General features: G+C 69.0%; 29 protein-coding genes and 1 pseudogene. 26 read left to right on the forward strand and 4 right to left on the reverse strand.

What is annotated here, in order from left to right; translation table 11 throughout:
* Positions 1-111 precede the first annotated feature (111 nt).
* From proS to AB0I23_RS02605, 18 genes are all read left to right on the forward strand, one after another.
* Positions 112-1527: a proline--tRNA ligase gene (proS, locus tag AB0I23_RS02520; protein WP_359106103.1), complete on the forward strand. Its 1416-nt coding sequence runs from the start codon at positions 112-114 to the stop codon at positions 1525-1527.
* Between the two features lie 227 nt (positions 1528-1754).
* Positions 1755-2348: a hypothetical protein gene (locus tag AB0I23_RS02525; protein ID WP_359106105.1), complete on the forward strand. Its 594-nt coding sequence runs from the start codon at positions 1755-1757 to the stop codon at positions 2346-2348.
* A gap of 157 nt (positions 2349-2505) precedes the next feature.
* Positions 2506-2949 (forward strand): 30S ribosomal protein S16, encoded by a 444-nt coding sequence (rpsP, locus tag AB0I23_RS02530; RefSeq protein WP_037689851.1) that lies wholly within the window; start codon positions 2506-2508, stop codon positions 2947-2949.
* A gap of 2 nt (positions 2950-2951) precedes the next feature.
* Positions 2952-3191, forward strand: coding sequence for an RNA-binding protein (locus AB0I23_RS02535; RefSeq protein ID WP_005311361.1), 240 nt, complete (start codon positions 2952-2954; stop codon positions 3189-3191).
* 79 nt (positions 3192-3270) lie between these two features.
* A complete protein-coding gene (gene rimM / locus AB0I23_RS02540) occupies positions 3271-3840 on the forward strand; it encodes a ribosome maturation factor RimM (protein WP_359106107.1) in 570 nt (189 codons plus the stop codon).
* Complete coding sequence (gene trmD / locus AB0I23_RS02545) at positions 3840-4661, forward strand: tRNA (guanosine(37)-N1)-methyltransferase TrmD (protein WP_359106109.1); 822 nt, start codon at positions 3840-3842, stop codon at positions 4659-4661. Before rimM ends, trmD begins: the two co-directional genes overlap by 1 nt.
* 128 nt (positions 4662-4789) lie before the next feature.
* Positions 4790-5140: a 50S ribosomal protein L19 gene (gene rplS, locus AB0I23_RS02550; protein WP_093899094.1), complete on the forward strand. Its 351-nt coding sequence runs from the start codon at positions 4790-4792 to the stop codon at positions 5138-5140.
* A gap of 45 nt (positions 5141-5185) precedes the next feature.
* Positions 5186-5953 (forward strand): signal peptidase I, encoded by a 768-nt coding sequence (lepB, locus tag AB0I23_RS02555; RefSeq protein ID WP_359106111.1) that lies wholly within the window; start codon positions 5186-5188, stop codon positions 5951-5953.
* The gene (gene lepB / locus AB0I23_RS02560) at positions 5946-7016 is read left to right on the forward strand and encodes a signal peptidase I (protein ID WP_359106113.1); all 1071 of its coding nucleotides are present in this window, start codon (positions 5946-5948) and stop codon (positions 7014-7016) included. The genes lepB (AB0I23_RS02555) and lepB (AB0I23_RS02560) overlap by 8 nt, the downstream gene beginning before the upstream one ends.
* Positions 6922-7815 carry a signal peptidase I gene (gene lepB / locus AB0I23_RS02565; RefSeq protein ID WP_359106255.1) on the forward strand — a complete coding sequence of 298 codons (894 nt, stop codon included), beginning with the start codon at positions 6922-6924 and terminating at the stop codon, positions 7813-7815. Before lepB (AB0I23_RS02560) ends, lepB (AB0I23_RS02565) begins: the two co-directional genes overlap by 95 nt.
* A gap of 51 nt (positions 7816-7866) precedes the next feature.
* Positions 7867-8616, forward strand: a complete 750-nt coding sequence (gene lepB / locus AB0I23_RS02570; RefSeq protein WP_359106115.1) for a signal peptidase I — start codon at positions 7867-7869, stop codon at positions 8614-8616.
* Positions 8606-9094, forward strand: coding sequence for an NUDIX hydrolase (locus tag AB0I23_RS02575; RefSeq protein WP_359106117.1), 489 nt, complete (start codon positions 8606-8608; stop codon positions 9092-9094). The genes lepB (AB0I23_RS02570) and AB0I23_RS02575 overlap by 11 nt, the downstream gene beginning before the upstream one ends.
* A 64-nt stretch (positions 9095-9158) precedes the next feature.
* Complete coding sequence (locus tag AB0I23_RS02580; protein ID WP_003965949.1) at positions 9159-9467, forward strand: DUF2469 domain-containing protein; 309 nt, start codon at positions 9159-9161, stop codon at positions 9465-9467.
* 121 nt (positions 9468-9588) lie between these two features.
* Positions 9589-9948: a YraN family protein gene (locus tag AB0I23_RS02585; protein WP_359106119.1), complete on the forward strand. Its 360-nt coding sequence runs from the start codon at positions 9589-9591 to the stop codon at positions 9946-9948.
* Positions 9948-11573, forward strand: coding sequence for a YifB family Mg chelatase-like AAA ATPase (locus tag AB0I23_RS02590; protein WP_359106121.1), 1626 nt, complete (start codon positions 9948-9950; stop codon positions 11571-11573). Before AB0I23_RS02585 ends, AB0I23_RS02590 begins: the two co-directional genes overlap by 1 nt.
* A 31-nt stretch (positions 11574-11604) precedes the next feature.
* Positions 11605-12846: a DNA-processing protein DprA gene (gene dprA, locus AB0I23_RS02595; protein ID WP_359106123.1), complete on the forward strand. Its 1242-nt coding sequence runs from the start codon at positions 11605-11607 to the stop codon at positions 12844-12846.
* Between the two features lie 241 nt (positions 12847-13087).
* Entirely contained in the window at positions 13088-13924 is an 837-nt protein-coding gene (whiG, locus tag AB0I23_RS02600) for an RNA polymerase sigma factor WhiG (protein ID WP_266981018.1), read from the forward strand.
* 94 nt (positions 13925-14018) lie between these two features.
* Complete coding sequence (locus AB0I23_RS02605; RefSeq protein ID WP_359106257.1) at positions 14019-14576, forward strand: TetR/AcrR family transcriptional regulator; 558 nt, start codon at positions 14019-14021, stop codon at positions 14574-14576.
* A gap of 77 nt (positions 14577-14653) precedes the next feature.
* Here AB0I23_RS02605 and AB0I23_RS02610 read toward each other — a convergent pair.
* Positions 14654-15220 (reverse strand): annotated as a pseudogene (locus AB0I23_RS02610) (murein hydrolase activator EnvC family protein); the annotation flags it as partial.
* Between the two features lie 278 nt (positions 15221-15498).
* Between AB0I23_RS02610 and rpsB the strand changes: the two are divergent.
* The 6 genes from rpsB to AB0I23_RS02640 all read left to right on the forward strand — a co-directional run bounded on the left by rpsB (position 15499) and on the right by AB0I23_RS02640 (position 21825).
* On the forward strand, positions 15499-16416 hold the full coding sequence (gene rpsB, locus AB0I23_RS02615; protein ID WP_359106125.1) for a 30S ribosomal protein S2: 918 nt from the start codon (positions 15499-15501) through the stop codon (positions 16414-16416).
* Between the two features lie 102 nt (positions 16417-16518).
* Complete coding sequence (tsf, locus tag AB0I23_RS02620; protein WP_359106127.1) at positions 16519-17355, forward strand: translation elongation factor Ts; 837 nt, start codon at positions 16519-16521, stop codon at positions 17353-17355.
* Between the two features lie 159 nt (positions 17356-17514).
* Positions 17515-18291: a UMP kinase gene (gene pyrH / locus AB0I23_RS02625; protein WP_359106129.1), complete on the forward strand. Its 777-nt coding sequence runs from the start codon at positions 17515-17517 to the stop codon at positions 18289-18291.
* 181 nt (positions 18292-18472) lie between these two features.
* Positions 18473-19030, forward strand: a complete 558-nt coding sequence (frr, locus tag AB0I23_RS02630) for a ribosome recycling factor (protein ID WP_093899080.1) — start codon at positions 18473-18475, stop codon at positions 19028-19030.
* Complete coding sequence (locus AB0I23_RS02635) at positions 19030-20115, forward strand: phosphatidate cytidylyltransferase (protein ID WP_359106131.1); 1086 nt, start codon at positions 19030-19032, stop codon at positions 20113-20115. The genes frr and AB0I23_RS02635 overlap by 1 nt, the downstream gene beginning before the upstream one ends.
* A 432-nt stretch (positions 20116-20547) precedes the next feature.
* On the forward strand, positions 20548-21825 hold the full coding sequence (locus AB0I23_RS02640; protein ID WP_359106133.1) for a cation:proton antiporter: 1278 nt from the start codon (positions 20548-20550) through the stop codon (positions 21823-21825).
* Between the two features lie 330 nt (positions 21826-22155).
* On the opposite strand, the gene AB0I23_RS02650 is transcribed toward AB0I23_RS02640, so the two are convergent.
* Positions 22156-22425, reverse strand: coding sequence for a hypothetical protein (locus AB0I23_RS02650; RefSeq protein ID WP_359106135.1), 270 nt, complete (start codon positions 22423-22425; stop codon positions 22156-22158).
* A gap of 654 nt (positions 22426-23079) precedes the next feature.
* On the opposite strand from AB0I23_RS02650, the gene AB0I23_RS02655 reads away from it, so the two are divergent.
* Positions 23080-23922, forward strand: a complete 843-nt coding sequence (locus AB0I23_RS02655; protein ID WP_359106137.1) for an IS5 family transposase — start codon at positions 23080-23082, stop codon at positions 23920-23922.
* Positions 23923-23965: 43 nt separating this feature from the next.
* On the opposite strand, the gene AB0I23_RS02660 is transcribed toward AB0I23_RS02655, so the two are convergent.
* A complete protein-coding gene (locus AB0I23_RS02660; RefSeq protein WP_359106139.1) occupies positions 23966-24994 on the reverse strand; it encodes a hypothetical protein in 1029 nt (342 codons plus the stop codon).
* A 340-nt stretch (positions 24995-25334) separates the two neighbouring features.
* Here AB0I23_RS02660 and AB0I23_RS02665 point away from each other — a divergent pair, with 340 nt between their 5' ends.
* Complete coding sequence (locus tag AB0I23_RS02665; protein WP_359106259.1) at positions 25335-26150, forward strand: IS3 family transposase; 816 nt, start codon at positions 25335-25337, stop codon at positions 26148-26150.
* A gap of 72 nt (positions 26151-26222) precedes the next feature.
* Here the strand turns inward: AB0I23_RS02665 and AB0I23_RS02670 are convergent, their stop codons facing one another.
* On the reverse strand, positions 26223-26690 hold the full coding sequence (locus AB0I23_RS02670) for a transposase (RefSeq protein ID WP_359106261.1): 468 nt from the start codon (positions 26688-26690) through the stop codon (positions 26223-26225).
* Between the last annotated feature and the right edge of the window lie 31 nt (positions 26691-26721).

Consider the following 26721-nt stretch of genomic DNA (forward strand, 5'->3'; position numbering starts at 1 on the left):
GAGGGTGGAGAGCAATGGTTGTGCGCCTCGGTGGTGCGCCCCCGGAGACAGTCTGCGACGACCGGTCCCGTCACTCCGTGGGAAAGGCGATGTCGCCGTACGATGCGCGCCATGGCAAAGGCACCCGTTCTCACACCCCAGGCCGAGGACTTTCCCCGCTGGTACCAGGATCTGATCAACAAGGCTGAACTCGCGGACAACGGCCCGGTGCGCGGCACCATGGTCATCCGACCGTACGGATACGGCCTGTGGGAGCGGATGCAGCAGGAGCTGGATACCCGCATCAAGAACGCGGGCGCCCAGAACGCCTACTTCCCGCTCTTCATCCCCCAGTCTTACCTGACACGCGAGGCCCAGCACGTCGAGGGCTTCGCACCCGAGCTCGCCATCGTCACCCATGGCGGCGGCAAGGACCTCGAAGAGCCCGTGGTGGTGAGGCCGACGTCCGAAACGATCATCAATGAGTACTTCTCGAAATGGGTGCAGAGCTACCGGGATCTGCCCCTGCTGATCAACCAGTGGGCGAACGTCGTCCGCTGGGAGATGCGCCCGCGGGTCTTTCTCCGTACGACGGAATTCCTCTGGCAGGAGGGCCACACGGCCCACGCCACCTACGAGGACGCCCGCGACTACGCCGCGTACATCCACCAGGACGTCTACGCGGACTTCATGACCCAGGTCCTGGGCATCGATGTGGTGCTCGGCCGCAAGACCCCCAGCGAACGGTTCGCGGGTGCCATCAACACCCTCACGCTCGAATCGATGATGGGCGACGGCAAGGCCCTGCAGATGGGTACGAGCCATGAGCTCGGCACCAATTTCGCCAAGGTGTTCCACACCGAGTACCTGTCCCGGGAAGGCAGGCAGGAGCTGGTCTGGCAGACCTCCTGGGGCTCCTCGACCCGGATGGTCGGCGGCCTGATCATGTCCCACGGTGACGATCAGGGGCTCCGCGTCCCGCCTCGGCTGGCCGCCGTGCAGGCGGTCGTCCTCGCGATCAAGGGGGACGACGCGGTGCTGACCGCGGTCCGCGAGACCGGGGACCGGCTGCGGGAAGCCGGGATCAGGGTCCAGATCGACGACCGCACGGACACCCCGTTCGGCCGTCGCGCGGTCGACTGGGAGCTGAAGGGCGTGCCCGTACGGATCGAGATCGGTCCGCGCGACCTGGAGAACGGCACCGCGATGCTCGCCCGTCGCATCCCGGGCGGGAAGGAGCCGGTCGCGATCGAGGCACTGCCGGCCCTGCTCCCGTCGGTCCTGGAGGAGGACCAGGCGACGCTGCTGCGCGAGTCCCGGACCCGCCGCGAGTCCCGTACCAGCGAGGTGTCCACCGTCGACGAGGCCGCAGAGGCGGCGGCCGCGGGCGGCTGGGCGCGTATTGCGTGGGACGTCCTCGGCCCGGCGGGGGAGGCGCGGCTCGCGGAGCACGGGGCGTCGGTACGGTGTCTGGTGGCCGAGGACGGGTCGGTGCCGGTGTCGGACGACGCCCCGGGTACTGTCGCCGTCGTGGCCCGGGCCTACTGACGCCCCGGCTGCCCGCGGAGCCCGTCCGACCCCGGTGCGGAGGCACTGTCTACACACCGGGGCGTATCCGCCACTACGTGCCACCTTGGTGTGAGCTGCGAGAGTTATCCACAGATCTGCGCACCCGCCCTCGTCGGGGCGCATCAACGGCAACTGACTGGTACGTGCAAATTATTTGGGATGCCCCGGAATAGGAACACCGGGGCACTCACGCTCGTTGTCACGACGTGAGCACGACACCACCTGTACTTGCCGCAGAGCTGGCACAGGCGTGGGCCGACATTCAGCGGTACCACCCCGAGCTGCCCGATCTTGCCGCGCCAGAGTCCCTGATCGGAGAATCCTCGTCCGCCTGTGGCGCCGAGCTCTCCTTCGAGCGACTGCTGCATGAGGCAGTCCATGGAATCGCCGCCGCGAGAGGTGTCCGCGACACCTCTCGCGCCGGCCGCTACCACAACCGCAGATTCCTCGCGATCGCCGAGGAGTTGGGCCTCGACCATGCCGAGGAGCCCCATCCCAGCAGTGGCTTCTCGCTGGTCACGCTCAATGCCGAGGCCAAGCGCAGGTACCGTCCGACGATCGAGCGGCTGCAGCGCGCCCTCAAGGCGCACACGGTCGCCACCGCCGCCGACACCAAGCGCTCCTTCCGTGGGCCCGCGGCCCGGCACGGCTCCTCCGGTGGAGGTGTGCGGGTCAAGGCCGTCTGCGACTGCGGACGCAACGTCCGGGTCGTTCCCTCGGTCCTCGCCCAGGCGCCGATCGTCTGCGGTGGCTGCGGGAAGCCGTTCCGAATCCCGGAAGCAGCGGTCGCGGTGGGGTGACCCGACGTGGTGTGGCACAATGGCAAGCTGTACTCGACAGTCGCACAGGACCCCTCTCTCCTCCGGCTGACGCGTCCATCGGGCACCCGAGTACCGCAACCCCACGTGGCATCTTCGTTGTGCCCAACCACGTCATAGACCAGGAGACACCACTTCCGTGGCAGTCAAGATCAAGCTGAAGCGTCTGGGCAAGATCCGTTCGCCTCACTACCGCATCGTCGTCGCCGACTCCCGTACCCGCCGTGACGGCCGGGCCATCGAGGAGATCGGCCTGTACCACCCGGTGCAGAACCCCTCGCGCATCGAGGTCAACTCGGAGCGTGCGCAGTACTGGCTGTCCGTCGGCGCCCAGCCGACCGAGCCGGTTCTCGCGATCCTGAAGCTCACCGGTGACTGGCAGGCCCACAAGGGCCTCCCGGCCCCCGCGCCGCTGCTGCAGCCGGAGCCCAAGGCTGACAAGCGCGCCCTGTTCGAGGCCCTGGCCAAGGACACCGGCGAGGAGTCCAAGGGCGAGGCCATCACGCAGAAGGCAAAGAAGTCCGACAAGAAGGCTGACGAGGCTGCTGACGCTGCCGCGCCCGCCGAGTCGACCGAGGCCTGAGCATGCTCGAGGAGGCTCTCGAGCACCTCGTGAAGGGCATCGTCGACAACCCTGACGATGTGCAGGTCGCCTCGCGCAACCTGCGCCGTGGTCGTGTGCTGGAGGTCCGGGTCCACCCCGATGATCTCGGCAAGGTGATCGGCCGCAACGGTCGCACCGCACGCGCACTGCGAACCGTCGTGGGCGCCATCGGCGGCCGTGGCATCCGCGTCGACCTCGTCGACGTGGACCAGGTTCGCTGACAGAGTTGAACACCGGCACGGGCCGGGGAGGGCCATGTGCCCGCCCCGGCCCGTCGTCGTATGACAGGAGAGACACAAGGTGCAGCTGGTAGTTGCGCGGATCGGCCGCGCCCACGGCATCAAGGGCGAGGTCACCGTCGAGGTACGCACGGACGAGCCGGAACTCAGGCTCGGCCCCGGGGCCGTACTGACCACCGAACCGGCCGCGAACGGACCGCTGACGATCGAGACCGGCCGGGTGCACAGCGGCAGGCTGCTGCTGCGTTTCGAGGGCGTACGGGACCGTACGGCGGCTGAGGCCCTCCGGAACACCCTGCTGATCGCCGACGTCGACCCGGCGGAACTTCCGGAGGACCCCGAGGAGTTCTACGACCACCAGCTCATCGACCTCGACGTGGTCCTCACCGACGGCACCGAGATCGGCCGGATCACCGAGATCTCGCACCTGCCGTCCCAGGACCTCTTCATCGTGGAGCGCCCGGACGGCAGCGAGGTGATGATCCCGTTCGTCGAGGAGATCGTCACCGAGATCGATCTGGAAGAGCAGCGCGCGGTCATCACTCCGCCGCCCGGCCTGATCGACGACAGCCAGGCCGTGGTCGCCTCCGCGCGGGACGACGAGGCCGCGGAGCGGGAGAACGAAGCCTGATGCGGCTCGACGTCGTCACGATCTTCCCCGAGTACCTGGAACCGCTGAACGTCTCGCTCGTCGGCAAGGCCCGCGCCCGCGGCCGCCTCGATGTGCAGGTGCATGATCTGCGGGACTGGACGTACGACCGGCACAACACGGTCGACGACACCCCGTACGGCGGCGGTCCCGGCATGGTCATGAAGACCGGGCCGTGGGGCGATGCTTTGGACGAGGTGCTGGCGGACGGATATGAGGCGGGGGCGCAGTCCCCGGTACTCGTGGTGCCCACGCCCAGCGGCCGCCCGTTCACCCAGAAGCTCGCCGTGGAGCTCTCCGAGCGGCCGTGGCTGGTCTTCACCCCGGCCCGTTACGAAGGCATCGACCGCCGGGTGATGGACGAGTACGCCACGCGGATGCCGGTCGTCGAGGTCTCCATCGGCGACTACGTGCTGGCCGGCGGGGAAGCCGCCGTACTGGTGATCACGGAGGCGGTGGCCCGGCTGCTGCCCGGCGTGCTCGGCAACGCCGAGTCGCACCGCGACGACTCCTTCGCCCCCGGCGCCATGGCCGATCTGCTGGAGGGCCCGGTCTTCACCAAGCCCCCCGAGTGGCGCGGCCGGGGCATTCCGGACGTCCTGCTCAGCGGCCATCACGGGAAGATCGCGCGCTGGCGGCGGGACGAGGCGTTCCGCCGCACCGCGCTCAACCGGCCCGATCTGATCGAGCGTTGCGAGGCGAGCGTCTTCGACAAGAAGGACCGTGAGATCCTCTCCATCCTCGGCTGGTCGCCGGAGCCCGGTGGCCGATTTTGGCGCAGGCCCGAAGCCGTGGAAGAATAAGCCGCTGCTGTACGTCCGGTGTGCGCCCCTGCCACAGGGGGAACGACGCCCGCCCGACGCGATCAGCACCCCATCTCCTTACGATCTCCCGCCGATGACCTGTGGCATCGGCGAAGAAAGCAGACAACATGGCTTCCCTGCTCGATGGCGTCAACGCCGCTTCCCTGCGTACGGACGTCCCGGCGTTCCGTCCCGGTGACACCGTCAACGTCCACGTGCGAGTGATCGAGGGCAACCGCTCCCGTATCCAGCAGTTCAAGGGCGTAGTCATCCGCCGCCAGGGCTCTGGCGTCAGCGAGACCTTCACGGTCCGCAAGGTCTCCTTCAGCGTCGGCGTCGAGCGCACCTTCCCGGTGCACAGCCCGATCTTCGAGAAGATCGAACTCGTCACCCGCGGTGACGTCCGTCGCGCCAAGCTGTACTACCTCCGTGAGCTGCGCGGCAAGGCCGCGAAGATCAAGGAGAAGCGCGACAACTGAGCTGGCTCCCAGTTCCACGGCATGGCCGGATAGGCTCTGGCCCCGATGGACACGGAAGCACAGCACCCGGAGCGCGATCGCTCTTCCGCACCCGAAGCAGGGACGGAGGAGAGGTCGCGCTCTTCGCGTATCCCGGACCGGTTCGCCTCGTTGACGTGGCGGAGTGCAGCCGTCCTCGGCGCCGTCTGCTCGGTCTTCCTGCTGCTCTTCAGCAACTATGTGCTGCAGCCCTTCCTGATCCCCAGTGGCTCGATGGAGTCCACCCTGCGGGTGGGGGACCGGGTGCTCGTCAACAAACTGGCGTACCGTTTCGGCTCCGCACCGCACCGCGGCGACGTGGTGGTCTTCGACGGCACCGGATCCTTCGTCCAGGAGGTGCCCGCCGAGAACCCCGTCATCGGACTGCTGCACGGCGTGGCGGCGTCCCTGGGGCTGGCGGAACCTGCCGAGACCGACTTCGTGAAGCGGGTGGTGGGCGTGGGGGGCGACCGGGTGGTCTGCTGCGACAGGCGGGGCAGAGTCGAGGTGAACGGGCAGCCGGTGGACGAGGAATATGTCCATTCCGGCGACGAACCGTCCCGGGTGGCCTTCGACATCGTCGTCCCCGACGGCACGCTCTGGATGATGGGCGACCACCGGAGCAACTCCCGTGACTCCCGTGACCATCTCGGAGAGCCCGGCGGTGGCATGGTGCCGGTCGACATGGTCATCGGCCGGGTGGACTGGATCGGCTGGCCGCTGGGCCGGCTGGGCTCGATCCCGGAGACCGGCGCGTTCGACTCCGTACGGGTGCCGGGCGGGACGCATGGGTAACCGCGGACGGGGAAGCGGCGCGTCGGACGCCGACGTTCCGCTGCCGACCGGCGCCAGGCCGACGACCGCGCGCTCGCTGCCCACCCGGGCGGAGCGGCGCAAACTTGCGCGCCGGGTCAAGCGGCGGCGGCGCAGGTCCGCCGTGAAGGAGATACCCCTCCTCATCACCGTGGCGCTGCTCATCGCGCTCGTCCTCAAGACGTTCCTGGTGCAGGCCTTCGTGATCCCGTCCGGATCGATGGAGCAGACGATCCGGATCGGCGACCGGGTGCTGGTGGACAAACTGACTCCCTGGTTCGGATCCAAGCCCCAGCGCGGCGACGTGGTCGTCTTCAAGGACCCGGGGAACTGGCTGAGACAGGAGAACGTCGCGAAGAAGGATCCGCCCGTCGTCATCAAACAGGTGAAGGAAGTGCTGACCTTCATCGGGTTGCTGCCGTCCGACGACGAACAGGATCTGATCAAGCGGGTGATCGCCGTCGGCGGTGACACCGTGAAGTGCTGCGACAAGGGCGGCAGGGTCAGCGTCAACGGCGTACCGCTCGACGAGCCCTATCTGCATCCGGGCAATCCGCCTTCCACGCTCAAATTCGAGGTAAAGGTTCCGGCCGGTCGAATCTTCGTCATGGGCGACCACCGCTCCAATTCCGCCGACTCGCGCTTCCACCTGGACGAGCCGGATCACGGCACGGTCTCCGAGGACGAGGTCGTCGGACGGGCTGTCGTCATCGCCTGGCCCTTCGGGCACTGGCGGAGACTGGAAGAGCCCGAGACGTTCGCATCGGTCCCGGACGCGCGCGCCGGGACGTCGGTGGCGTACGCACCGTCGAATAGTGTGTCGTCCGAGGACCTCAATGGAATGGTCCGGCTCCCGACCCCTGCGGAACTCCCGCTCGTTATGGGAGTGGTGGGCCTGCACCGACTAGGGGGCAGGCGGTGGCACGGAGTGAGGAGTGGATGTGGGGGATTTGGCGGTCGGCGCACGATCCGGACACGACGAACCCGAGGACCGGCCCGAGAGCGAAGGGCCTGCCGCGGCGACGCCGAACCGGGCGGAGAGTGACGGCGCCTCCCCGGACGGCGGTGGTACGGCTACGGGGAAGCCACGCTCCTTCTGGAAGGAGCTGCCCCTGCTCATCGGTATCGCGCTGATTCTGGCGCTGCTGATCAAGACGTTTCTGGTGCAGGCGTTCTCGATTCCCTCGGACTCGATGCAGGACACGCTCCAGCGGGGCGACCGGGTGCTGGTCGACAAGCTGACCCCCTGGTTCGGCTCGGAGCCGCAGCGTGGCGAGGTCGTGGTCTTCCACGACCCGGGCGGCTGGCTGGTGGACGGCGAGTCGACGCCGGAACCGAACCTTGCGCAGAAGTTCCTCAGCTTCATCGGACTGATGCCGTCCGCCGAGGAGAAGGACCTGATCAAGCGGGTCATCGCGGTCGGCGGCGACACGGTGGAGTGCAGGAAGAACGGGCCGGTCGTCGTCAATGGCAAGGCGCTGGACGAGCAGTCGTTCATCTACCCGGGGAACACCCCGTGCAACGACGAGCCGTTCGGCCCGATCAAGGTGCCCGAGGGCCGTATCTGGGTGATGGGCGACCACCGTCAGAACTCCCTGGACTCCCGCTACCACCAGGAGCTGCCCGGTCAGGGCACGGTCTCCACGGACGAGGTGGTCGGCCGGGCCATCGTGGTGGCCTGGCCGATCAACCGCTGGGCGACCCTGCCGGTCCCGAGCACCTTCGACCAGCCGGGGCTGAACGCCGCGATGGGGCTGACGCCGGGAGCACTAGGTGCAGCCGGAGCGCTGCCCCTCGTGTTGTGGCGTCGCAGGAGGCTGACCACCGGGCGTACTGCCGGGTAGGGTGCCGACTCGGATCAGCGATTGTCGATCTCCGGGGTGGGGGACGCTGGGATGAGTGGAACAGGACGTACGGGTGACGGCCACGGTCGGCTCGGCAGCGTGCTGTCGGGGCTGGCCGTGGCCGTCGGCTGTGTGCTCTTCCTCGGTGGGTTCGCCTGGGGGGCGGTGGTGTACAAGCCGTACACCGTGCCGACCGAGTCGATGACGCCGACGGTGAACGCGGGCGACCGGGTGCTCGCGGAGCGGGTGGACGGCGCCGAGGTGCGCCGCGGTGACGTGGTGGTCTTCAAGGACCCCGCCTGGGGCGACATGCCCATGGTGAAGCGGGTCGTGGGCATCGGCGGCGACAGGATCGCCTGCTGCGAGAAGAGCGGCCGGCTCACCGTCAACGGCAAGCCGATTGAGGAACCGTATCTGCAGACGAAGGGCCTCGCCTCGGTGAAGAACTTCACGGCGGAGGTGCCCAAGGGGCAGCTCTTCCTCCTCGGGGACGAGCGCAGCGGCTCCCTGGACTCCCGGGTCCACCTCGACGACCCGGGGCAGGGCTCGGTGCCGCGCAGCGCCGTGCAGGCCCGGGTGGACGCCATCGCCTGGCCGATGAACGGGATGATCGAGCGGCCGAAGGCGTTCGCGGACCTTCCCGGCGGAGTGTCGACGCCCGGACCGCTGGAGCTGCAGCTCGGGGCCGTGGCGGCGGGTGTGGTGCTCATCGTCGGCGGTGCGGCGTACGGGCCGATCGCGGCGCGGTCCGCGCGGAGCAGGCGCGGACGGGGCGGGAAGGTGCCTGCTGGTGCCCGCTGAGAACCGGAAGGTCGCCCGGGTGATCCTGCTCGACCCCGACGACCGCATTCTGTTGATGCACGGCCATGAACCGGACAACCCCGACATCACCTGGTGGTTCACGCCCGGGGGCGGCCTGGAGGGCGACGAGACCCGTGAGGAGGCAGCCTTGCGCGAGCTCGCCGAGGAGACCGGGATCACGGACGTCGAGCTCGGCCCTGTGCTCTGGCAGCGCGTCTGCTCCTTCCCGTTCGACGGGCGGCGCTGGGACCAGGACGAGTGGTACTACCTGGCACGTACCTCGCAGGCCGACACGGATCTGAGGGGGCTCACCGGGCTGGAACAGCGCAGTGTCTCGGGCCTGAGATGGTGGACCTCCGCCGAACTGTCGGCGGCGCGTGAGACGGTGTACCCGACCAGGCTCGCCGGGCTGCTGCGCACGCTGCTCGACGAGGGTCCGCCGCGTACGCCACTGGTTCTGCCCCCCGAAATCGTCTGAGCCTCCGGGGGCGGGGGAGCCTGGCGCACAATAGGTGGACGCACGGCTGAAGGGGAACATGCCAATGAGCGCCGAGGACCTCGAAAAGTACGAGACCGAGATGGAGCTGAAGCTCTACCGGGAGTACCGAGACGTCGTCGGTCTGTTCAAATATGTGATCGAGACCGAACGGCGCTTCTACCTCACCAACGACTACGAGATGCAGGTGCACTCGGTCCAGGGTGAGGTCTTCTTCGAGGTGTCCATGGCGGACGCGTGGGTCTGGGACATGTACCGGCCCGCCCGGTTCGTCAAGCAGGTACGCGTCCTGACGTTCAAGGACGTCAACATCGAGGAACTCAACAAGAGCGATCTCGAACTCCCGGGCGGCTGAGCCGCTCCGGCGGTCGCCCCTCCGTTCGGGTGGCCGAGTTGTCCACAACCGCTGAGTTGTCCACCAAGATCCACCAGCGGGACCCGGACGCGTCAGAGTCGGTGCCGGAGGTGGTGCCGAAATGAACGCACGGGCGGCACTCGGGCGGTACGGCGAGGATCTGGCGGCGCGGTTGCTGACCGACGCCGGCATGGCCGTACTGGAACGGAACTGGCGCTGTCGCGCCGGTGAGATCGACATCCTCGCCATGGACGGGGACGCGCTGGTCGTCTGCGAGGTCAAGACCCGCAGGGCGGGGGCGTTCCAGCATCCGATGGCGGCCGTCAGCCCGGTCAAGGCGGACCGGCTGCGGCGGCTCGCCGAGATCTGGCTCGACCGGAACGGCGGACCGCCACCGGGCGGGGTGCGGATCGATCTGATCGGCGTGGTGCTGCCCGGACGGGGCGCGCCGGTGGTCGAGCATGCGCGGGGGGTGGCCTGATGGGGTTCGCGCGAGCGTGCTCGGTGGCGCTGATCGGCGTCGAAGGGGTGGTGGTGGAGGTCCAGGCGGACCTGGAGCCGGGGGTGGCGGCGTTCACCCTGGTCGGTCTGCCGGACAAGAGCCTGGTGGAGAGCCGGGACCGGGTCAGGGCAGCCGTGGTCAACTCCGGGGCGGAGTGGCCGCAGAAGAAGCTCACGGTCGGGCTCTCCCCGGCTTCGGTGCCCAAAGGAGGCAGCGGCTTCGATCTTGCTGTCGCGTGTGCCGTACTCGGCGCGGCCGAGCGGATCGATCCCGCGGCCATCTCCGATGTGGTGATGATCGGGGAGCTCGGCCTCGACGGCAGGGTGCGGCCGGTCCGCGGCGTGCTGCCTGCCGTGCTCGCCGCGGCGGAGGCGGGGTACCGGAAGGTCGTCGTGCCCGAACAGACCGCGGGCGAGGCGGCGCTGGTGCCCGGAGTGTCGGTGCTCGGAGTGCGGAGCCTGCGGCAGTTGATCGCCGTGCTCAGCGACGAGCCGGTGCCCGACGAGCAGGAGAGTGACCAGGAGGGACGCCCCTCCACGATGCTGGCGGGGCTGATGGTGCCGGGCGCGGGCATCGGTACCGGACTGGCACGGGTCTCCGCGCGGGGCGAGGGGCATCACCCGGACCTGGCGGACGTCGCCGGCCAGGAGACGCCGCGCCTGGCCCTCGCGGTCGCAGCGGCGGGCGGGCACCATCTACTGCTCTCCGGACCGCCTGGCGCGGGCAAGACCATGCTGGCCGAGCGGCTGTCCGCGATTCTGCCGACGCTGACCCGGCAGGAATCCCTGGAGGTGACCGCGGTGCACTCGGTGGCGGGCATCCTGCCGCCGGGTGAACCGCTGGTCACCCGGGCGCCCTACTGCGCCCCGCACCACTCGGCGACGATGCAGTCGCTGGTCGGCGGGGGGAACGGAATGCCGAGGCCCGGAGCGGTCTCACTGGCCCACAGAGGTGTGCTGTTCCTGGACGAGGCGCCGGAGTTCTCCGTCCGGGCGCTGGACGCCCTGCGCCAGCCGCTGGAGTCGGGGCATGTGGTGGTGGCGCGCAGCGCCGGGGTGGTGCGGCTGCCCGCCAGATTTCTGATGGTGCTGGCGGCGAATCCCTGCCCCTGCGGGCGCTACACCCTTATTGGCGCCGGGTGTGAATGCCCGCCGTCGTCGGTCCGCCGTTACCAGGCGAGACTCTCCGGGCCGCTGCTCGACCGGGTGGATCTGCGGGTTGTCGTCGCACCGGTCACGCGCGAGGACCTGATGGGCAGGGGAGGCCGGGGCGAGTCCACGGCCGTAGTCGCGGCGCGGGTACGGGAAGCCAGGGCCCGGGCGGCAGAACGACTTGCGGGCACGGGCTGGACCACCAACAGCGAGGTGCCCGGTCATGAGCTGCGAACCCGGCTGCTCGCGGCGCCGGGGGCGCTCAGGGAGGCCGAACGGGACATGGAGCGGGGGCTGCTCACCGCGCGGGGACTCGACCGGGTGCTGCGAGTGGCATGGACCGTCGCCGATCTGCGCGGCGCTGATCGTCCTGAGGCGTCCGACATCTCGGTGGCACTGGAACTGCGGACCGGGATCGCCCGAGGAGCCTTGGCCCGGGGCGGGGCGTCGTGACGCCGGGAGACCACGGCGGGGGCGGGAAGTCATGACGCCGGAGTCGGTGGGCGACCGGGAGTCAGAGTGTGGGCCGGAGGTGGCGGGCGACCGGCAACCGGTACGTGCGCCGGGGACGGTGGGGGAGCAGGAGCGGCTGGCACGTGCTGCGCTGACGCGCGTGCTGGAGCCGGGGGACGAGCACGGTGGCCGCTGGCTGCGCCACATCGGGGCCGTCGAGCTGATGCGGCGGCTCACCTCCCGGGACGGAACCGCGGAAGAGCTGAGCGGCATGACGCCGAAGCGGCTCGCCGGATACCGGTTGCGAGTCGGGTCCGCCGAGCCCGAGCGCGACCTGGCGACGGTCGCCGCGGTGGGCGGCCGCCTGGTCTGTCCCGGTGACCGGGAGTGGCCCAGCCAGCTCGACGACCTGGGCGATTCCAGACCGACCGCGCTCTGGGTGCGGGGCCGGCCCGATCTGCGGCTCTGGGCGCTTCGCTCCGTCGCCGTGGTCGGCGCCCGCGCGTGCACTTCGTACGGGGCGCATATGGCGGCGAGCCTCGGTTCGGGACTGGCGGAGCTGGGGTGGGTGGTCGTGTCGGGCGCCGCGTTCGGGGTGGACGGGGCGGCACATCGCGGCGCGCTCGCGGCCGGCGGGGCGACGATGGCGGTGCTGGCCTGCGGCGTCGACGTCGCCTATCCCCGAGGCCATGCCGAGCTGATCGGACGCGTGGCGGAACAAGGACTGGTCATCGGAGAGTTGCCGCCGTCCGGTCATCCGACACGCAGCAGATTTATTCTTCGGAACAGGGTGATTGCCGCGTTGACGCGAGGAACCGTCGTGGTGGAGGCGCAATACCGCAGCGGCTCGCTGGTCACAGCGCGCAGGGCACAGCAGCTCGGCCGCTTCACCATGGGGGTTCCGGGCCCCGCCACCAGCGGGCTGTCGGCCGGTGTCCATGAACTGCTCCGGGGCGAAGGCGTCCTGGTCACGGACGCCTCGGAGGTGGCCGAACTGGTGGGGGACATCGGTGATCTCGCTCCCGTCCGACGCGGCCCGCTGCTTCCCAGGGACCTGCTCGATGCCGTCTGCGCCCGGATCCTCGACGCCCTGCCCTTCCGCGGTTCCGTCAACGCGAGGGACGTCGCCCGCACCGCGGGGACCGGCACCGACGAAGCGCTCGGCAGGTTGTACGAACTCCACTCACTGGGGTTCGTCGAACGTGATGGCGATGGGTGGCAGTTGACGCGGGAGTCGGCATGCGAGGGGGACGCGCGGCGAGGCGGTACTTGACCTGGAGCATTCGGGTGAAAAGGTGATGCCGATGACCTCGGCGGATCCCTCAGTGACGCCTCCGGGACCGTTGCGCAGGCGACGGGACCGGAGCGCGGTCGTGTCCGTTCCCCCAGAAGTACCCGGTGCCGATGCTCTATCCTGCGCGCACCGCGACGCTTCAGTCACGCTACGCTCACAAGGAATCCGGCTCAGACACAAGTCCCCCAGCACTTCACAGCAGAACGGCTCAAGGCATCACATGCCCCAGCACACCTCCGGGTCTGACCGCGCAGCAGTGCCGCCCGCTGCGCGTGGCACTGTGCGCCCCCCTGCCCCCTCCTCGCTCGACGAGTTGTGGCGTTCGTACAAGTCCACGGGCGACGGCCGGCTGCGGGAGCAGCTGATCCTTCACTACTCGCCGCTGGTGAAGTACGTCGCGGGCCGGGTGAGCGTGGGACTGCCGTCCAATGTCGAGCAGGCGGACTTCGTCTCCTCGGGAGTCTTCGGACTGATCGACGCGATCGAGAAGTTCGACATCGAACGGGCCATCAAGTTCGAGACGTACGCGATCACCCGCATCCGCGGCGCGATGATCGACGAGCTCCGGGCACTCGACTGGATCCCGCGCTCCGTACGGCAGAAGGCACGGGCGGTGGAGCGTGCCTACGCGACGCTGGAGGCGCAGCTGCGGCGTACCCCGTCCGAGGCGGAGGTCGCGGCGGAGATGGGCATCGCACTGGAAGAACTGCATGCGGTTTTCAGCCAGTTGTCGCTGGCGAACGTGGTCGCGCTCGAGGAGTTGCTGCATGTCGGCGGCGAGGGCGGCGACCGGTTGAGTCTGATGGACACGCTTGAGGACACCGCCGCCGACAATCCGGTGGAGGTCGCCGAGGACCGTGAGCTCCGACGGCTGCTCGCGCGGGCGATCAACACGCTCCCGGACCGCGAGAAGACTGTCGTCACCCTCTACTACTACGAGGGGCTCACCCTCGCCGAGATCGGCAACGTGCTCGGGGTGACCGAGAGCCGGGTCAGTCAGATCCACACCAAATCGGTGCTGCAGCTCCGCGCGAAACTGGCCGACGCGGGACGTTGAGCAGGCGTCCGGCCGGGCGATGTCGGCTGTCGCGCCCCCTCTCGAACACCTGCCGCCGTAGAGTGGATCCGTGCCCAGGATTCGAGCGGCCTCCGTGGCCGAGCACCGGACCATGCAGCGCGGCGCCCTCCTTGACGCTGCCCGCTCCCTGCTGTCCGAGGGCGGTACGGAGGCGTTGACCTTCCCCGCTCTCGCCGAGCGCACGGGTCTTGCCCGGTCCTCCGTCTACGAGTACTTCCGTTCCCGCGCGGCCGTCGTCGAGGAGCTGTGCGCCGTCGACTTCCCCGTCTGGGCGGCCGAGGTCGAGAACGCGATGGAGCGGGCGCAGACTCCCGAAGGAAAGATCGAGGCATATGTACGCCGCCAGCTCGATCTGGTCGGGGACCGGCGGCACCGCGCTGTCGTCGCCATTTCGGCGAGCGAGCTGGACGCGGGCGCACGGGAGAAGATCCGGGCAGCGCACGGCGGACTGATCGCCATGATCGTCGAGGCGCTCGGTGACCTCGGACATGAACAGCCGAGGCTGGCGGCGATGCTGCTGCAGGGCTCGGTGGACGCCGCCGTGCGCCGTATCGAACTGGGTGTGGCGGAGGCGCCCGGGGTGATCACGGACACCGCCGTCGCGATGATCCTGCGGGGCGTACGGGGCTGACGCCCGTACCCGACCGCCGCCACGACGAGGAGCACGGCAGGGTCTGCGGACCCGATGGTGCCCGGCGCCCGTGGCCCCGGCTCCGGTACGCCGAACACCGGCAGCAGCCGCGAAGGGCCCCGCCGCATCAGCGCCGGAGGCAGCAGCGACAGCGGGTCCAGATACGCGTCACCACGCCGCAGCCCCCAGTGCAGGCACCCGGAGTCGCAAGGGAACGGCCCTGCCTCCATGACCGCGACCGTCTGGCCGGCGCGGACCTCGTCACCCTCCCCGACCAGCGCCCGCACCGGCTCGTACGTCGTGCGCAGCGGCGGATCACCGGTCCCCGCCACCTCGATCGCCAGCACCCCCCGTCCTGCGACGTGCCCCGCGAACGAGACCCGGCCGTCGGCGGCGGCTCGCACCTGGGCGCCGGGCGCGGCGGCGAGGTCGACGCCACGGTGCCCCAGGCCGTAGGCACTGGCCGGCGGCTCCCACCCCCGTACGACCACGGGTCGCCCCGCGAGCGGCCACGCGCGCCCGCCGTCCTGTGCGGTGCGGGCGGCGGCGCCGCCCGCACCGCACAGCATCGTGAGCACCGACAGGACCGCCGCCACGAGCGCCGCCCGGATCCGGCGAGCCGTGGATTCAGGTGTGTATCGCATGACCAGAACCGTTCCGCACCTGGCGGACCCGCGGGGATCATGGACCGGATCTGTGGACTACCCGCCGGTTGTGGACAGCGCCGTCACCCGGCACCCGACGGGTCCCGTACACTTCTTGTGGCGATCCGGGTCACCGGGTCGACTTCGCACGCCCCGCCACCTCCCTCTCTGCGGACGGTGGCCGCGCTCCTCGGTCCCTTGTGGCACGGCGCGTCGGGGCGTCAGGCGCGACCGCAATCCTGCGGTTGCGACAACCGAGTACCTCAAGGAGTACGGCCATGGCCGTCGTCACGATGCGGGAGCTGCTGGAGAGCGGCGTCCACTTCGGTCACCAGACCCGTCGCTGGAACCCGAAGATGAAGCGCTTCATCTTCACCGAGCGCAACGGCATCTACATCATCGACCTGCTCCAGTCGCTGTCGTACATCGACCGCGCCTACGAGTTCGTCAAGGAGACCGTCGCGCACGGCGGCTCCATCATGTTCGTGGGTACGAAGAAGCAGGCGCAGGAGGCCATCGCCGAGCAGGCGACGCGCGTCGGCATGCCGTACGTCAACCAGCGTTGGCTCGGTGGCATGCTCACCAACTTCTCCACCGTCTACAAGCGCCTTCAGCGTCTGAAGGAGCTCGAGCAGATCGACTTCGAGGACGTGGCCGCCTCCGGCCTCACCAAGAAGGAGCTCCTGGTCCTCTCCCGCGAGAAGGCCAAGCTGGAGAAGACCCTCGGTGGTATCCGCGAGATGCAGAAGGTGCCCAGCGCCGTCTGGATCGTCGACACCAAGAAGGAGCACATCGCCGTCGGTGAGGCGCGCAAGCTCCACATCCCGGTCGTCGCGATCCTCGACACCAACTGCGACCCCGACGAGGTCGACTACAAGATCCCGGGCAACGACGACGCGATCCGCTCCGTCACCCTGCTCACCCGCGTGATCGCCGACGCCGTCGCCGAGGGCCTCATCGCCCGTTCCGGCGCCGCGACCGGCGACTCGAAGCCGGGCGAGAAGGCTGCCGGTGAGCCGCTCGCCGAGTGGGAGCGCGACCTGCTCGAGGGCGACAAGAAGGCGGACGCCGAGGTGCAGACGTCTGCTGAGACCGAGAAGGTCGCGGACGCCGCCGAGACGCCGGCCGAGGCCGCTGCCGAGACGCCGGCCGAGGCCGCTGCCGAGGCTCCGGCCGCGGACGCCGAGCAGGCCTGACGACTCCGTCACGGCTGAATGACGGCGGGGGCCGGTGCCACAGGCACCGCCCCCGCCGTTCACCCGTAGATCTTTCAGACTTCGAGAGAGAAACACAGACTCATGGCGAACTACACCGCCGCTGACGTCAAGAAGCTCCGCGAGCTCACCGGCGCCGGCATGATGGACTGCAAGAAGGCGCTCGACGAGTCCGACGGCAACGTCGACAAGGCCGTCGAGGCGCTCCGTATCAAGGGTCAGAAGGGCGTCGCCAAGCGCGAGGGCCGTTCTGCCGAGAACGGTGCCGTCGTCTCCCTCATCTCCGAGGACAAGACCTCCGGCGTCCTGCTCGAGCTGAAGTGCGAGACGGACTTCGTCGCCAAGGGCGAGAAGTTCCTGGCCGTCGCCAACGCTCTCGCCGCCCACGTGGCCGCGACCTCGCCGGCCGACCTGGCCACGCTGCTCGCCTCCGAGATCGAGGCCGGCAAGACTGTCCAGGCGTACGTCGACGAGGCCAACGCCAACCTCGGCGAGAAGATCGTCCTGGACCGCTTCGCCCAGTTCACCGGCGGTTATGTGGCTGCGTACATGCACCGCACCATGCCCGACCTCCCGCCGCAGGTCGGCGTCCTGGTCGAGCTGGACAAGGAGAACGCCGAGGTCGCCAAGGACGTCGCGCAGCACATCGCCGCCTTCGCCCCGAAGTACCTCAACCGTGACGAGGTCCCGGCCGAGACGGTCGAGAACGAGCGTCGTGTCGCCGAGGCCACCTCTCGCGAGGAGGGCAAGCCCGAGGCCGCCCTTCCGAAGATCGTCGAGGGTCGCGTCAACGGCTTCTTCAAGGACGTCGTCGTCCTGGAGCAGGCCTTCGCCAAGGACAACAAGAAGTCTGTCCAGAAGGTCCTGGACGAGGCCGGTGTCGCCCTGAAGCGCTTCTCGCGCATCAAGGTCGGCATCTGAGTCCGTCCGCGAACAACGGTGGACCCCGATAGGGTCTAGTGCAGTCGTCGGCCGGACACCCGCCGTACGACCGCAGATCTGACGAGGAGGCCATTGCCGCTGAGGGACACCAGACCCACCGGCAATGGCCTTCTTCGTATGTGCACGAGGAGAATCTCCATGAACAAGGGCGCGGACGCCGCCAAAGGTGACCACAAGCGCGAGGACGGCAAGGTGGCCGGACGCTTCATGCTGAAGTTGTCCGGAGAGGCATTCGCCGGCGGCGGAGGTCTCGGCGTCGACCCCGACGTCGTACACGCCATCGCCCGGGAAATCGCGGCTGTCGTCCGGGGCGGCGCGGAAATCGCGGTTGTCATCGGTGGCGGCAACTTCTTCCGCGGCGCCGAGCTCCAGCAGCGCGGCATGGACCGGGCCCGGTCCGACTACATGGGCATGCTCGGCACTGTCATGAACTGCCTGGCGCTCCAGGACTTCCTGGAGAAGGAGGGCATCGACTCCCGCGTCCAGACCGCCATCACCATGGGGCAGGTCGCGGAGCCGTACATCCCGCTGCGCGCCGTGCGCCACTTGGAGAAGGGCCGCGTCGTCATCTTCGGCGCCGGTATGGGCATGCCGTACTTCTCCACCGACACCACTGCCGCCCAGCGCGCCCTGGAGATCGACGCCGAGGGCCTGCTCATGGGCAAGAACGGGGTGGACGGGGTCTACGACTCCGACCCGAAGACGAACCCCGACGCGGTGAAGTTCGACGCGCTGGAGTACAGCGAGGTACTCGCCCGCGATCTCAAGATCGCCGACGCCACCGCCATCACGCTCTGCCGTGACAACCGTCTGCCGATCCTCGTATTCGAGTTGACAGCAGCCGGCAATATCGCCCGCGCCGTCAAGGGTGAGAAGATCGGCACGCTCGTGAGCGACCAGGGCACCCGGGCCTGACAACCGGGGGGCCGCCCGGGGGAGACCCGCGACGGCCCCGGGACCGGCCGGGGACACCCGGGGGACGGTCCCGAAGGATGGACAACGGCCTGCCGGTCGGACACCGTGCAGGTGAGGACGCGACGCAGGACCCGCCGGGCCCGAGCATGCCGGGCCCACTCAAGACACGCAGGAGCACGTGGTGATCGAAGAAACCCTCCTCGAGGCCGAGGAGAAGATGGAGAAGGCCGTCGTGGTCGCGAAGGAGGACTTCGCCGCGATCCGCACAGGCCGTGCGCACCCGGCGATGTTCAACAAGATCGTCGCCGACTACTACGGCGCGTTGACGCCGATCAATCAGCTGGCCTCTTTCTCGGTTCCCGAGCCGCGCATGGCTGTCGTGACGCCGTTCGACAAGAGCGCGCTGCGCAACATCGAGCAGGCCATTCGCGACTCCGACCTCGGCGTCAACCCGAGCAACGACGGCAACATCATCCGAGTGACCTTCCCCGACCTCACCGAGGAGCGTCGTCGCGACTACATCAAGGTCGCGAAGACGAAGGCCGAGGACTCCAAGATCTCGATCCGGGCCGTCCGCCGCAAGGCGAAGGAGACCCTGGACAAGCTGGTCAAGGACAAGGAGTCCGGCGAGGACGAGGTGCGCCGCGCCGAGAAGGAGCTCGACGACACCACCGCGAAGTACGTCGCGCAGGTCGACGAGCTGCTCAAGCACAAGGAAGCCGAGCTGCTCGAAGTCTGATGAACGACTCTTCCTGGGGCGCCCCGCAGGGAGCCGGCTACGGGGGTACGCCCGAGATGAGGGCGGCCCCGGTGGATCCTGCATACGATGTGCATGACGCCCAGCACACTCGGCCCATGCCCATCGTGCCGGACGTTCCCGACGCAGGTAGAGACGCTGACGACCGTGACGACCGGGGTGGGGGAGCCGCCGGCCTGGGCGGCGGTCCCCCGTACCGTGACGAGAAGCCGCAGGAGCCCATGTCCACCGCGCAGCCGCCCCCGCAGAAGAAACGTGCGGGCCGTGACCTGCGAGCCGCCATAGGGGTCGGTGTGGGGCTCGGGGCCGTCATCGTCGCCTCGCTCTTCATCGTGAAGGCCGTCTTCATCGGCGTGGTAGCGGTCGCCGTCGTCGTCGGCCTCTGGGAGCTCACCTCCCGGCTGCAGGAACGCAAGGGCATCAAGGCACCGCTCGTACCGCTCGCGATCGGCGGCGCGGCGATGGTCGTGGCCGGCTACGTGCGCGGAGCCGAGGGCGCCTGGGTCGCCATGGCGCTGACCGCCCTGGCGGTGCTCGTCTGGCGGATGACCGAGCCGCCCGAGGGATACCTCAAGGACGTCACGGCCGGTGTTTTCGCCGCGTTCTACGTACCGTTCCTGGCCACGTTCGTCGCGATGCTGTTGAGCGCGGACGACGGGCCGCAGCGGGTCCTCACCTTCCTCCTGCTGACCGTGGTCAGCGACACGGGGGCCTACGCCGTCGGCTGGCGCTTCGGCAAGCACAAGCTCGCGCCGCGGATCAGCCCAGGGAAGACCCGCGAGGGACTGTTCGGAGCCGTGGCCTTCGCGATGGTCGCCGGTGGGCTGTGCATGCAGTTCCTGATCGACGACGGCACCTGGTGGCAGGGGCTTCTGCTCGGCCTGGCCGTCGCTGCCAGCGCCACTCTGGGTGACCTGGGCGAGTCCATGATCAAGCGGGATCTCGGGATCAAGGACATGGGCACGCTGCTGCCCGGTCACGGCGGGATCATGGACAGACTGGACTCGCTGCTGCCGACCGCTCCGGTGGTCTGGCTCCTGCTGGTGCTTTTCGTCGGCTCCAGCTGAGAAGCCGGGCCGCCACTCATCCCGACCTGCGTTTCTCCATGTGAGGGTCCGTTGTCCACAGGACGGCGGGCCCTCACTCGTCTGCCTGCGACGCTGGATGAACAACCGTTGCCCGCTCACTGCGGCAACCCACGCGGAGCTGGATACACGCGGTACGGCTCCCAGGAGGTGCTGCCGTCGGCTTCGGCCCATCGAGCCCAGGTCGAGCAGGACGAGCCAGAGCCCGAGCAACCGCGCGAGTGTACAGGCCGCCCCGTGAGCCCGAGGCCCGCCACGGGCCGGGGCACTTCCGAGAAGGGCCCATCCGACGGGGCTTGGGCGGGGCTGCGGAGTGCCGCGTCGCCTCAGCCGGAGTGGCTGGCCCACGCTTGTCGTGCAAGGGAACGGTGAAGTGGACGAACCAGCGTCGCGCTCTGCTCTGAGGAGAACCGGGTGAATCCATGGGCCGCGATCGTGGCGTTCGCAGTGATTGCCTCGTACGCGGTGGTGTCGCGTCGGTTGTCCACGACGATGCTCTCCGGGCCAATGATGTTCGTTTCCTTCGGGCTGGTCCTCGGGCCGCTGGGCCTGGATCTGTTCGATCGCAGTAGGAACGCCGAGCTCATCCGGGTGCTGCTGGAAAGCGCGTTGGCGCTCGTACTGTTCACGGGAGCCGCCTCGATCCGTACGCGGGAATTGCGCCGGGAACACTTCCTGCCGGTACGGCTGCTGTCTGTCGGGCTGCCGTTGACCATGGCTTTTGGGTGGCTCGCGGCATGGCTCGTACTGCCTGGTCTCACCGTGTGGGAACTCGCGCTCGTTGCCGTCATCCTGGCTCCCACCGATGCGGCGCTAGGGCAGCAGGCGGTCTCGGACCGCAGTATCCCCGCTCTTGTACGGCACGGCTTGAGCGTCGAGTCGGGACTGAACGACGGTATGGCGGTGCCGTTCTTCTTGTTGGCTCTCGCGGCGGCCGGCGGCGGTCACGACGGCCACCAGGGTCCGATGGCGGTCTTCTTCCTCGCCCTCGTGGCCAGCAGCGCCATCGGGCTGGTGGTCGGCCGGCTGGGCGCGCGGGTGCTGCGATGGTCGGCAGCCCGGGGATGGAGCACGCCCGAGTGGCGGCCCATCCTGGTTCTCGCGGTGCTGGTCATCGCCTACGCGTTGTGCGCTGTGGTCGACGGGAGTGGCTTCATCGGGGCCTGGACCGCCGGCCTGGCCTTCGGGGCGGTGCTGCGTACGGGACCAGTCACCGGGTGTTCGGCCACCGCTGATGAAGGCAGCGGTGGGGACGTCGGGTTTCTTGAGCGTCTCGGCGAGCTGCTGGCCGCGCTGAGCTTCCTGATCTTCGGCGGAGTCATCCTGGGCCCCTCCCTTGAGCACGTGAACTGGCGGATGCTGGTGTACGCCGTGCTCAGCCTCAGCGTCATCCGTATGCTTCCCGTAGCCGTCTCACTGATCGGCACCGGACTGCGTCTCCCCTCGATCGCGTACACCGGCTGGTTCGGGCCACGCGGGCTGGCATCCGTGGTGCTCGGACTGATCGCTTTCGAAGAGCATCTGCCCGGGACGGATCTGCTCACCGGCGTTGTCGCCGTAACCGTGGCTCTCAGCGTCTACTTGCATGGCGCATCAGCCGTATTTCTGGGCTCCCGCTACGGCACCTGGTACGCCCGAGCCCGACGCCGGAGCCCGGATCTGCGTGAAGGGTCCGCCGCATCCTCAGCCTGATCCCGCCGGCACCATCTGCATGACGAGCGGTTCGGCCGGTCCGGCTCAGGCTCTTTTCCGGGCCAGGGCGAAGAAGCGCCGGTTTCGCAGCAAGCAGCGCCGGGACGGGCGTCTCGCGCACGACGGCCTACGTGGGTACGCGGTCGAGGGCGCAGCGGGCCTGGGCCGACCGGTCCGGCCGGCCTCGGTCGACCGCGCACCGCACACCTGCCGCGGTCGAGGCACGCGTGCGTGAACTGCGGACCGACCGCAAGCTCGGACCGGCCCGCATCGGCTCGATCCTCGGCGTGCCGCCTCCTCCGCCTTGCGATCCACGGCACCAGCCCCCGCTCACCGACCTGATCCGAACGAAAGCCCTTCGCCCGCGCCGTACTCGTGTGGTCGGCCGCCCTGCCACTCCACCCACCGGGGGTCGTCCAGCACGTCATCGGCGTCCGGCAGGCCGGCGCGGCGGAGGAACTCGACCACGTCGGCGTCGCTGCGGGCGAGGCCCGCGGTCCGAGCGCGGATCGTCACTCGACGGCCGCCCGCTTTTGCCGCTCGGTGCACGACGATCGGTGCGTCACGCGCGTCCTCGGGGTCCGGCAGCTCGCGGCTCAAAGCACTCCTGGCTCTCTTTCTTGGCTCTCTGTTGGGTCGGCAGCACGGGCACGTCGCGACGCCGTCTTCCACAAGCGCCCGCGGGGCCTGCTCCTCCGCGCGGGCGCCGACAGGGGCAGGGTGTGTCCCCCTGTGTGCCGCGGTCTCGCGTTTCTCCGGCTCGTGCGACCGGTCCACCCAGTCGGCACGCCTGCCACTCGCGCACGATGCGCGAGCGATCCTGGCGGGAGAAATTTTCGGACACATATTCGATTCTAGGGCGCGATGGGCTGTTGTGCGTACCACCTGCCTGCCGTGCGATCGGTCACTGTCCCTGCGCGGCCGGGCCGACTGCCGGCCGTCAAAGGGCCACCGACGTCGACTGATGACGACCGACGACGGCCGGGCCTGTGTCTGCGAACCATCGGCGCAACTGAGGGGCGCAGCAGCCCAAGGAAGCTCCCCTGCCCGAGTTGCTTCGGGACGAAGCGGTCGAGGGGTCCCGGTCGGCAACCACCAGTGAGTAGCGCGTGAGTCAGCCAAAGTTCCAAGCACGGTCAAGCGTTCTCGCAGCTCAGAGGTCGTGCGGATAGGCGCGGTTGGGGACGTCGGCAACAGTACGGGCACAGGTCCCGATCATGGAGTTGCGACGCTCTGTGATCACTGGGGAGACCTGTGCCCGCGCTTCCATCATGGCTGACCGAACCGCTCTGGGACCAATTCGCGGTCCTGCTGCCAGAGCGTTCGGAGTACCACCCGGACCATCCACTTGGCTGCCACCGCCGACGCATCAGCGACCGGATCATCTTCGACAAGATGCTGCAACTGCTGCGCTTCGGCTGTTCTTATGAGGCGATCGCCGACACAACCTGCTCGGCCACCACGATCCGCAGCCGCCGCGACGAGTGGATACGACAGGGCGTCTTCGCCCGGCTCAAGCAGATCGCGCTCGACGCCTATGACCGGATCGTCGGTCTCGTCCTCGACCAGATCGCCGTGGACGGCTCCATCACCAAGGCACCCGGAGGCGGCGAAGTGGCCGGGCGTTCCCCCGTCGATCGCGGCAAACAGGGACTGAAACACTCGGGCATGACGGACGGATACGGCATCCCACTGGGTCGTGTCCTGACCGGCGCCAACCGCCACGACTCCCCGCTGCTCGCCCCGACCCTGGACCGCCTGAACGACCTGGGACCGTTGCCCGACAACGTCACCGTGCACCTGGACGCCGGCTACGACTCGGACAAGACCCGCACTCTGCTCAACGAACGCGGCCTCCACGGCCGCATCGCGCACAAAGGCGAGAAGGCACCCATCCAGGCCAGTCAGCGCTGGCACGTCGAACGCACCCACGCCTTGCAGAACGCCTTCCACCGGCTCGCCCGCTGCTACGAGCGGCGCGCCACCGTCGTCGACGCATTCTTCGACCTCACCGACACGATCATCACCGTGCGCAGCCTGATCCGGCGGGCCTGGATAACTCACTGCTGGGACGAATGCCCGAACCGCCGACCATGACCGCGCCCCTGTCCGCGCCACCTCTTGGCGACGCGGAGATGACCTAGCGGCCGAGGGCCTGTCGCACGGTCAGGTTGTGGTACTTCCGCAGCCGGTACAGTTCCCAGCACGACAACACCGTCACCGACACCGGAGCGCCGAGCAGGAACACGATCTGGGCAAGGACGGGAACCTCGGCGTTCTCGTTGTTGATCACGTCGAGGGCGGCCATCACCCACACCAGCAAGGTGGCGAGGATCGGCGGCAGCACCTCGTGGATGTCGGCGGTGCGGAACACGTGCATGAGGCAGAGCGCGATCCCGTACAGGGCGAAGCCCAGCGACCACGCGCAGAGGGTGATGAGGACGACCATGCCGGGGGTCCCGATGGCGTCACGGAAGCCGGCGGTCTCCGGATCGGGCGCGACGGCGAGGGGGAACGTGGCCATGGACCCCATCAGAGCCGCCACGGACCCGAAGGACTTCAGGGACCGACGCAGGTAGAGCCCGCGCAGCGCACCCAGCGCGGCGAACGCGAACAGGGCGATCACGAACGGGAAGGCGCACACGAGGACGAGTGTGCTGATCCAGCTCTGGTCGAACTTGTCGCCCGCGACGGTCTCGACGCCCTTGGCGGTGTCGACCGGCTTGTACGACATGACCAGCACGAGCCAGGCGGCGATGCCGAGCCCGGTCCGCCACATCTGGATCTTGCGCACCGTCAGGTCCTCGACGGCGCCCGGGCGCGAGGGGCGGAAGGCCCGCTGGGCGGCGTAGAACGGGTTGTAGACGCACTTGAGGATCCGCTGCCTGCGCGTCAGCGGCGGCCGGGGCGGGCGCGGGAACGGCGGCTGCGGGCCACCGCCGTGCGGCTGTGGCGGGTACGGGCCCCAGCCCTGCGGATGTCCCGGGTACCCCTGCGGCGGCACGGGCGCGGGCTGCGGCGGGTAGGGCCCCACGGCGGGACCGCCGGGGTACGGGTGGTGTCCGGCCCCGGGGTAGGACTGATGGCCGGGACCTGGGCCCGGCTGTCCACCGGGGCCGGGTCCGGGTCCGCCCGTCGGACCCCAGTAACCATTGCCGTCCGTACTCATGCCGTGCACCCCCGATGTTTCGGTCCGTGCCGTGCGTGGCGCGACTCGACCCGCCCGCCCAGCGTGCGGCGTGATCCTACCCATCGCGGAGGCCGAGAAGTGCACGTTCCGGGACCGGGCCGGGCGCCGGTGGGTAACGACCTGGGGTGCGATAGGGAGCGGCAGCGTTCCTCTGGCCGACCTGGATGCCGTCGCGTTCAAGCTGAACACCCGCCCCCGGCAGACCCTCGGGTTCGAAACTCCCGCTGATGGGCTCGCGGCAGCTGTTGCATCAACCGGTTGACTCCGCCGCGGCCTTCTTCGCGAAGGAGACGATGAAGTAGGCACGCTGTGCCGCTTCATCGACGCGGAGAGGGCCACCGAGGACAGACCCGACGGCTACAGTGTCGCGCTGCTGTGCCGGGTGCTGAGGCTTCCGCGCGCCGGTTACTACGCCTGGCTCGCCGGTCGGCCGGCCGCCGCTGCACGGCAGCGGGCCGAGGACAAACTCGCCGAGGAGATAAGGGAGATCCACGCCATGTCCCGGGGTGCCTACGGCGCCCCGCGCGTGCACGCCGTCCTGCGGCGCAAGGGCCACGGGATCAACCGGAAGAAGGTCGAGCGGATCATGCGCGAGCGCGACATCCGCGGCGTGACCCGCCGCAAGCGCCGCCACCTGACGAAGCAGGACGCCAAGGCCGCCCCCGCCCTGGACCTGGTCGGCCGTGACGTCACCGCCGAGCGGCCCGGTCGGAAACTGGTCGGCGACATCACGTATCTGCCGACCATCGAGGGCTGGTGGTACCTCACAACGGTGATTGATCTGGCGACCCGTGAGGTGATCGGGTACGCGATGGCCGACCACCACGGCGCCGAGCTGGTCACCGACGCCCTGGAGACGGCCGCCGGCCGCGGCGCACGAGAACCGGGCTGCATCTTCCACTCGGATCGCGGCAGCGAGTACACATCCGGCGAATTCCGCAGACAAATAAGGGAGTTGAACCTGAGGCAGAGCATGGGGCGAACCGACATATGCTGCGATAACGCCGCAGCCGAAAGCTTTTTCGGTCTGAAAGCGGAGATCGGCACCATCGTTCGGGAGAGCCGCGAGGCAGCCCGCGCCGACGTCTTCCGCTTCATTGAGGGACCCTGTTGCCCAATTGATCTCACGCGGTGAGGTCGAGGGCTGCCAGATGGGAAGTGCGCGTCGGTGCGAGTGGACTTCCGTTCCACCATGCGTCGAGTCGGATCAGGTTGATGGCGGTGGCCATGAAGATGTGGGCCAGGTGCGTCTTCGCAGGCTGGTGTAGCGGGTGCGGCGGGCTCCGGTGGCGACGGCCTGGTGAATGGTGCCTTCCACTCCTGCGCGAGCCGCGTAGCGGGCCTTCCAGTCCTCGGTGGCCTGCTCGGACCGGACGCGTTCGAGGAGGACGTCTTGGTCCTGGGGGCGGACGGTGAGCTGTCGGCCGTACTGGGTCGAGCGGGTGCACTGGCCGCGGGCCGGGCAGGGCGCGCATGTCTGGGTGGCGAAGCGGATCCGGACCGCCAGGCGGCCGTTGTGGTCGTAACCCTCGGTCCAGTACCTGCTGTTGGCCCCGTTCGGGCAGGTCGCCTGCCGGGCGTCCCAGTCGATACTGAAGGACGTTTTGCCATAGCCGGCGGCCTTGGACGGCCTGGCGGGTGCTGTTGGGCCTGACCGGACCAATGACTTCGACACCGCGTTCAACCGGCGAGGTCAGCAGCAGTTC

This window comes from Streptomyces atratus, assembly GCF_040655115.1.
Taxonomy (GTDB): domain Bacteria; phylum Actinomycetota; class Actinomycetes; order Streptomycetales; family Streptomycetaceae; genus Streptomyces; species Streptomyces atratus_D.

Coding starts and splice junctions, on each gene's coding strand:
- pyrH (WP_359106129.1), top strand. CDS start 17,515: ATGAACAAGGGCGCGGACGCCGCCAAAGGTGACCACAAGCGCGAGGAC.
- AB0I23_RS02535 (WP_005311361.1), top strand. CDS start 2,952: ATGCTCGAGGAGGCTCTCGAGCACCTCGTGAAGGGCATCGTCGACAAC.
- tsf (WP_359106127.1), top strand. CDS start 16,519: ATGGCGAACTACACCGCCGCTGACGTCAAGAAGCTCCGCGAGCTCACC.
- lepB (WP_359106111.1), top strand. CDS start 5,186: ATGGACACGGAAGCACAGCACCCGGAGCGCGATCGCTCTTCCGCACCC.
- AB0I23_RS02590 (WP_359106121.1), top strand. CDS start 9,948: ATGGGGTTCGCGCGAGCGTGCTCGGTGGCGCTGATCGGCGTCGAAGGG.
- AB0I23_RS02585 (WP_359106119.1), top strand. CDS start 9,589: ATGAACGCACGGGCGGCACTCGGGCGGTACGGCGAGGATCTGGCGGCG.
- AB0I23_RS02660 (WP_359106139.1), bottom strand. CDS start 24,994: ATGAGTACGGACGGCAATGGTTACTGGGGTCCGACGGGCGGACCCGGA.
- AB0I23_RS02635 (WP_359106131.1), top strand. CDS start 19,030: ATGAACGACTCTTCCTGGGGCGCCCCGCAGGGAGCCGGCTACGGGGGT.
- dprA (WP_359106123.1), top strand. CDS start 11,605: ATGACGCCGGAGTCGGTGGGCGACCGGGAGTCAGAGTGTGGGCCGGAG.
- proS (WP_359106103.1), top strand. CDS start 112: ATGGCAAAGGCACCCGTTCTCACACCCCAGGCCGAGGACTTTCCCCGC.
- lepB (WP_359106113.1), top strand. CDS start 5,946: ATGGGTAACCGCGGACGGGGAAGCGGCGCGTCGGACGCCGACGTTCCG.
- lepB (WP_359106115.1), top strand. CDS start 7,867: ATGAGTGGAACAGGACGTACGGGTGACGGCCACGGTCGGCTCGGCAGC.
- rpsB (WP_359106125.1), top strand. CDS start 15,499: ATGGCCGTCGTCACGATGCGGGAGCTGCTGGAGAGCGGCGTCCACTTC.
- rplS (WP_093899094.1), top strand. CDS start 4,790: ATGGCTTCCCTGCTCGATGGCGTCAACGCCGCTTCCCTGCGTACGGAC.
- trmD (WP_359106109.1), top strand. CDS start 3,840: ATGCGGCTCGACGTCGTCACGATCTTCCCCGAGTACCTGGAACCGCTG.
- whiG (WP_266981018.1), top strand. CDS start 13,088: ATGCCCCAGCACACCTCCGGGTCTGACCGCGCAGCAGTGCCGCCCGCT.
- AB0I23_RS02580 (WP_003965949.1), top strand. CDS start 9,159: ATGAGCGCCGAGGACCTCGAAAAGTACGAGACCGAGATGGAGCTGAAG.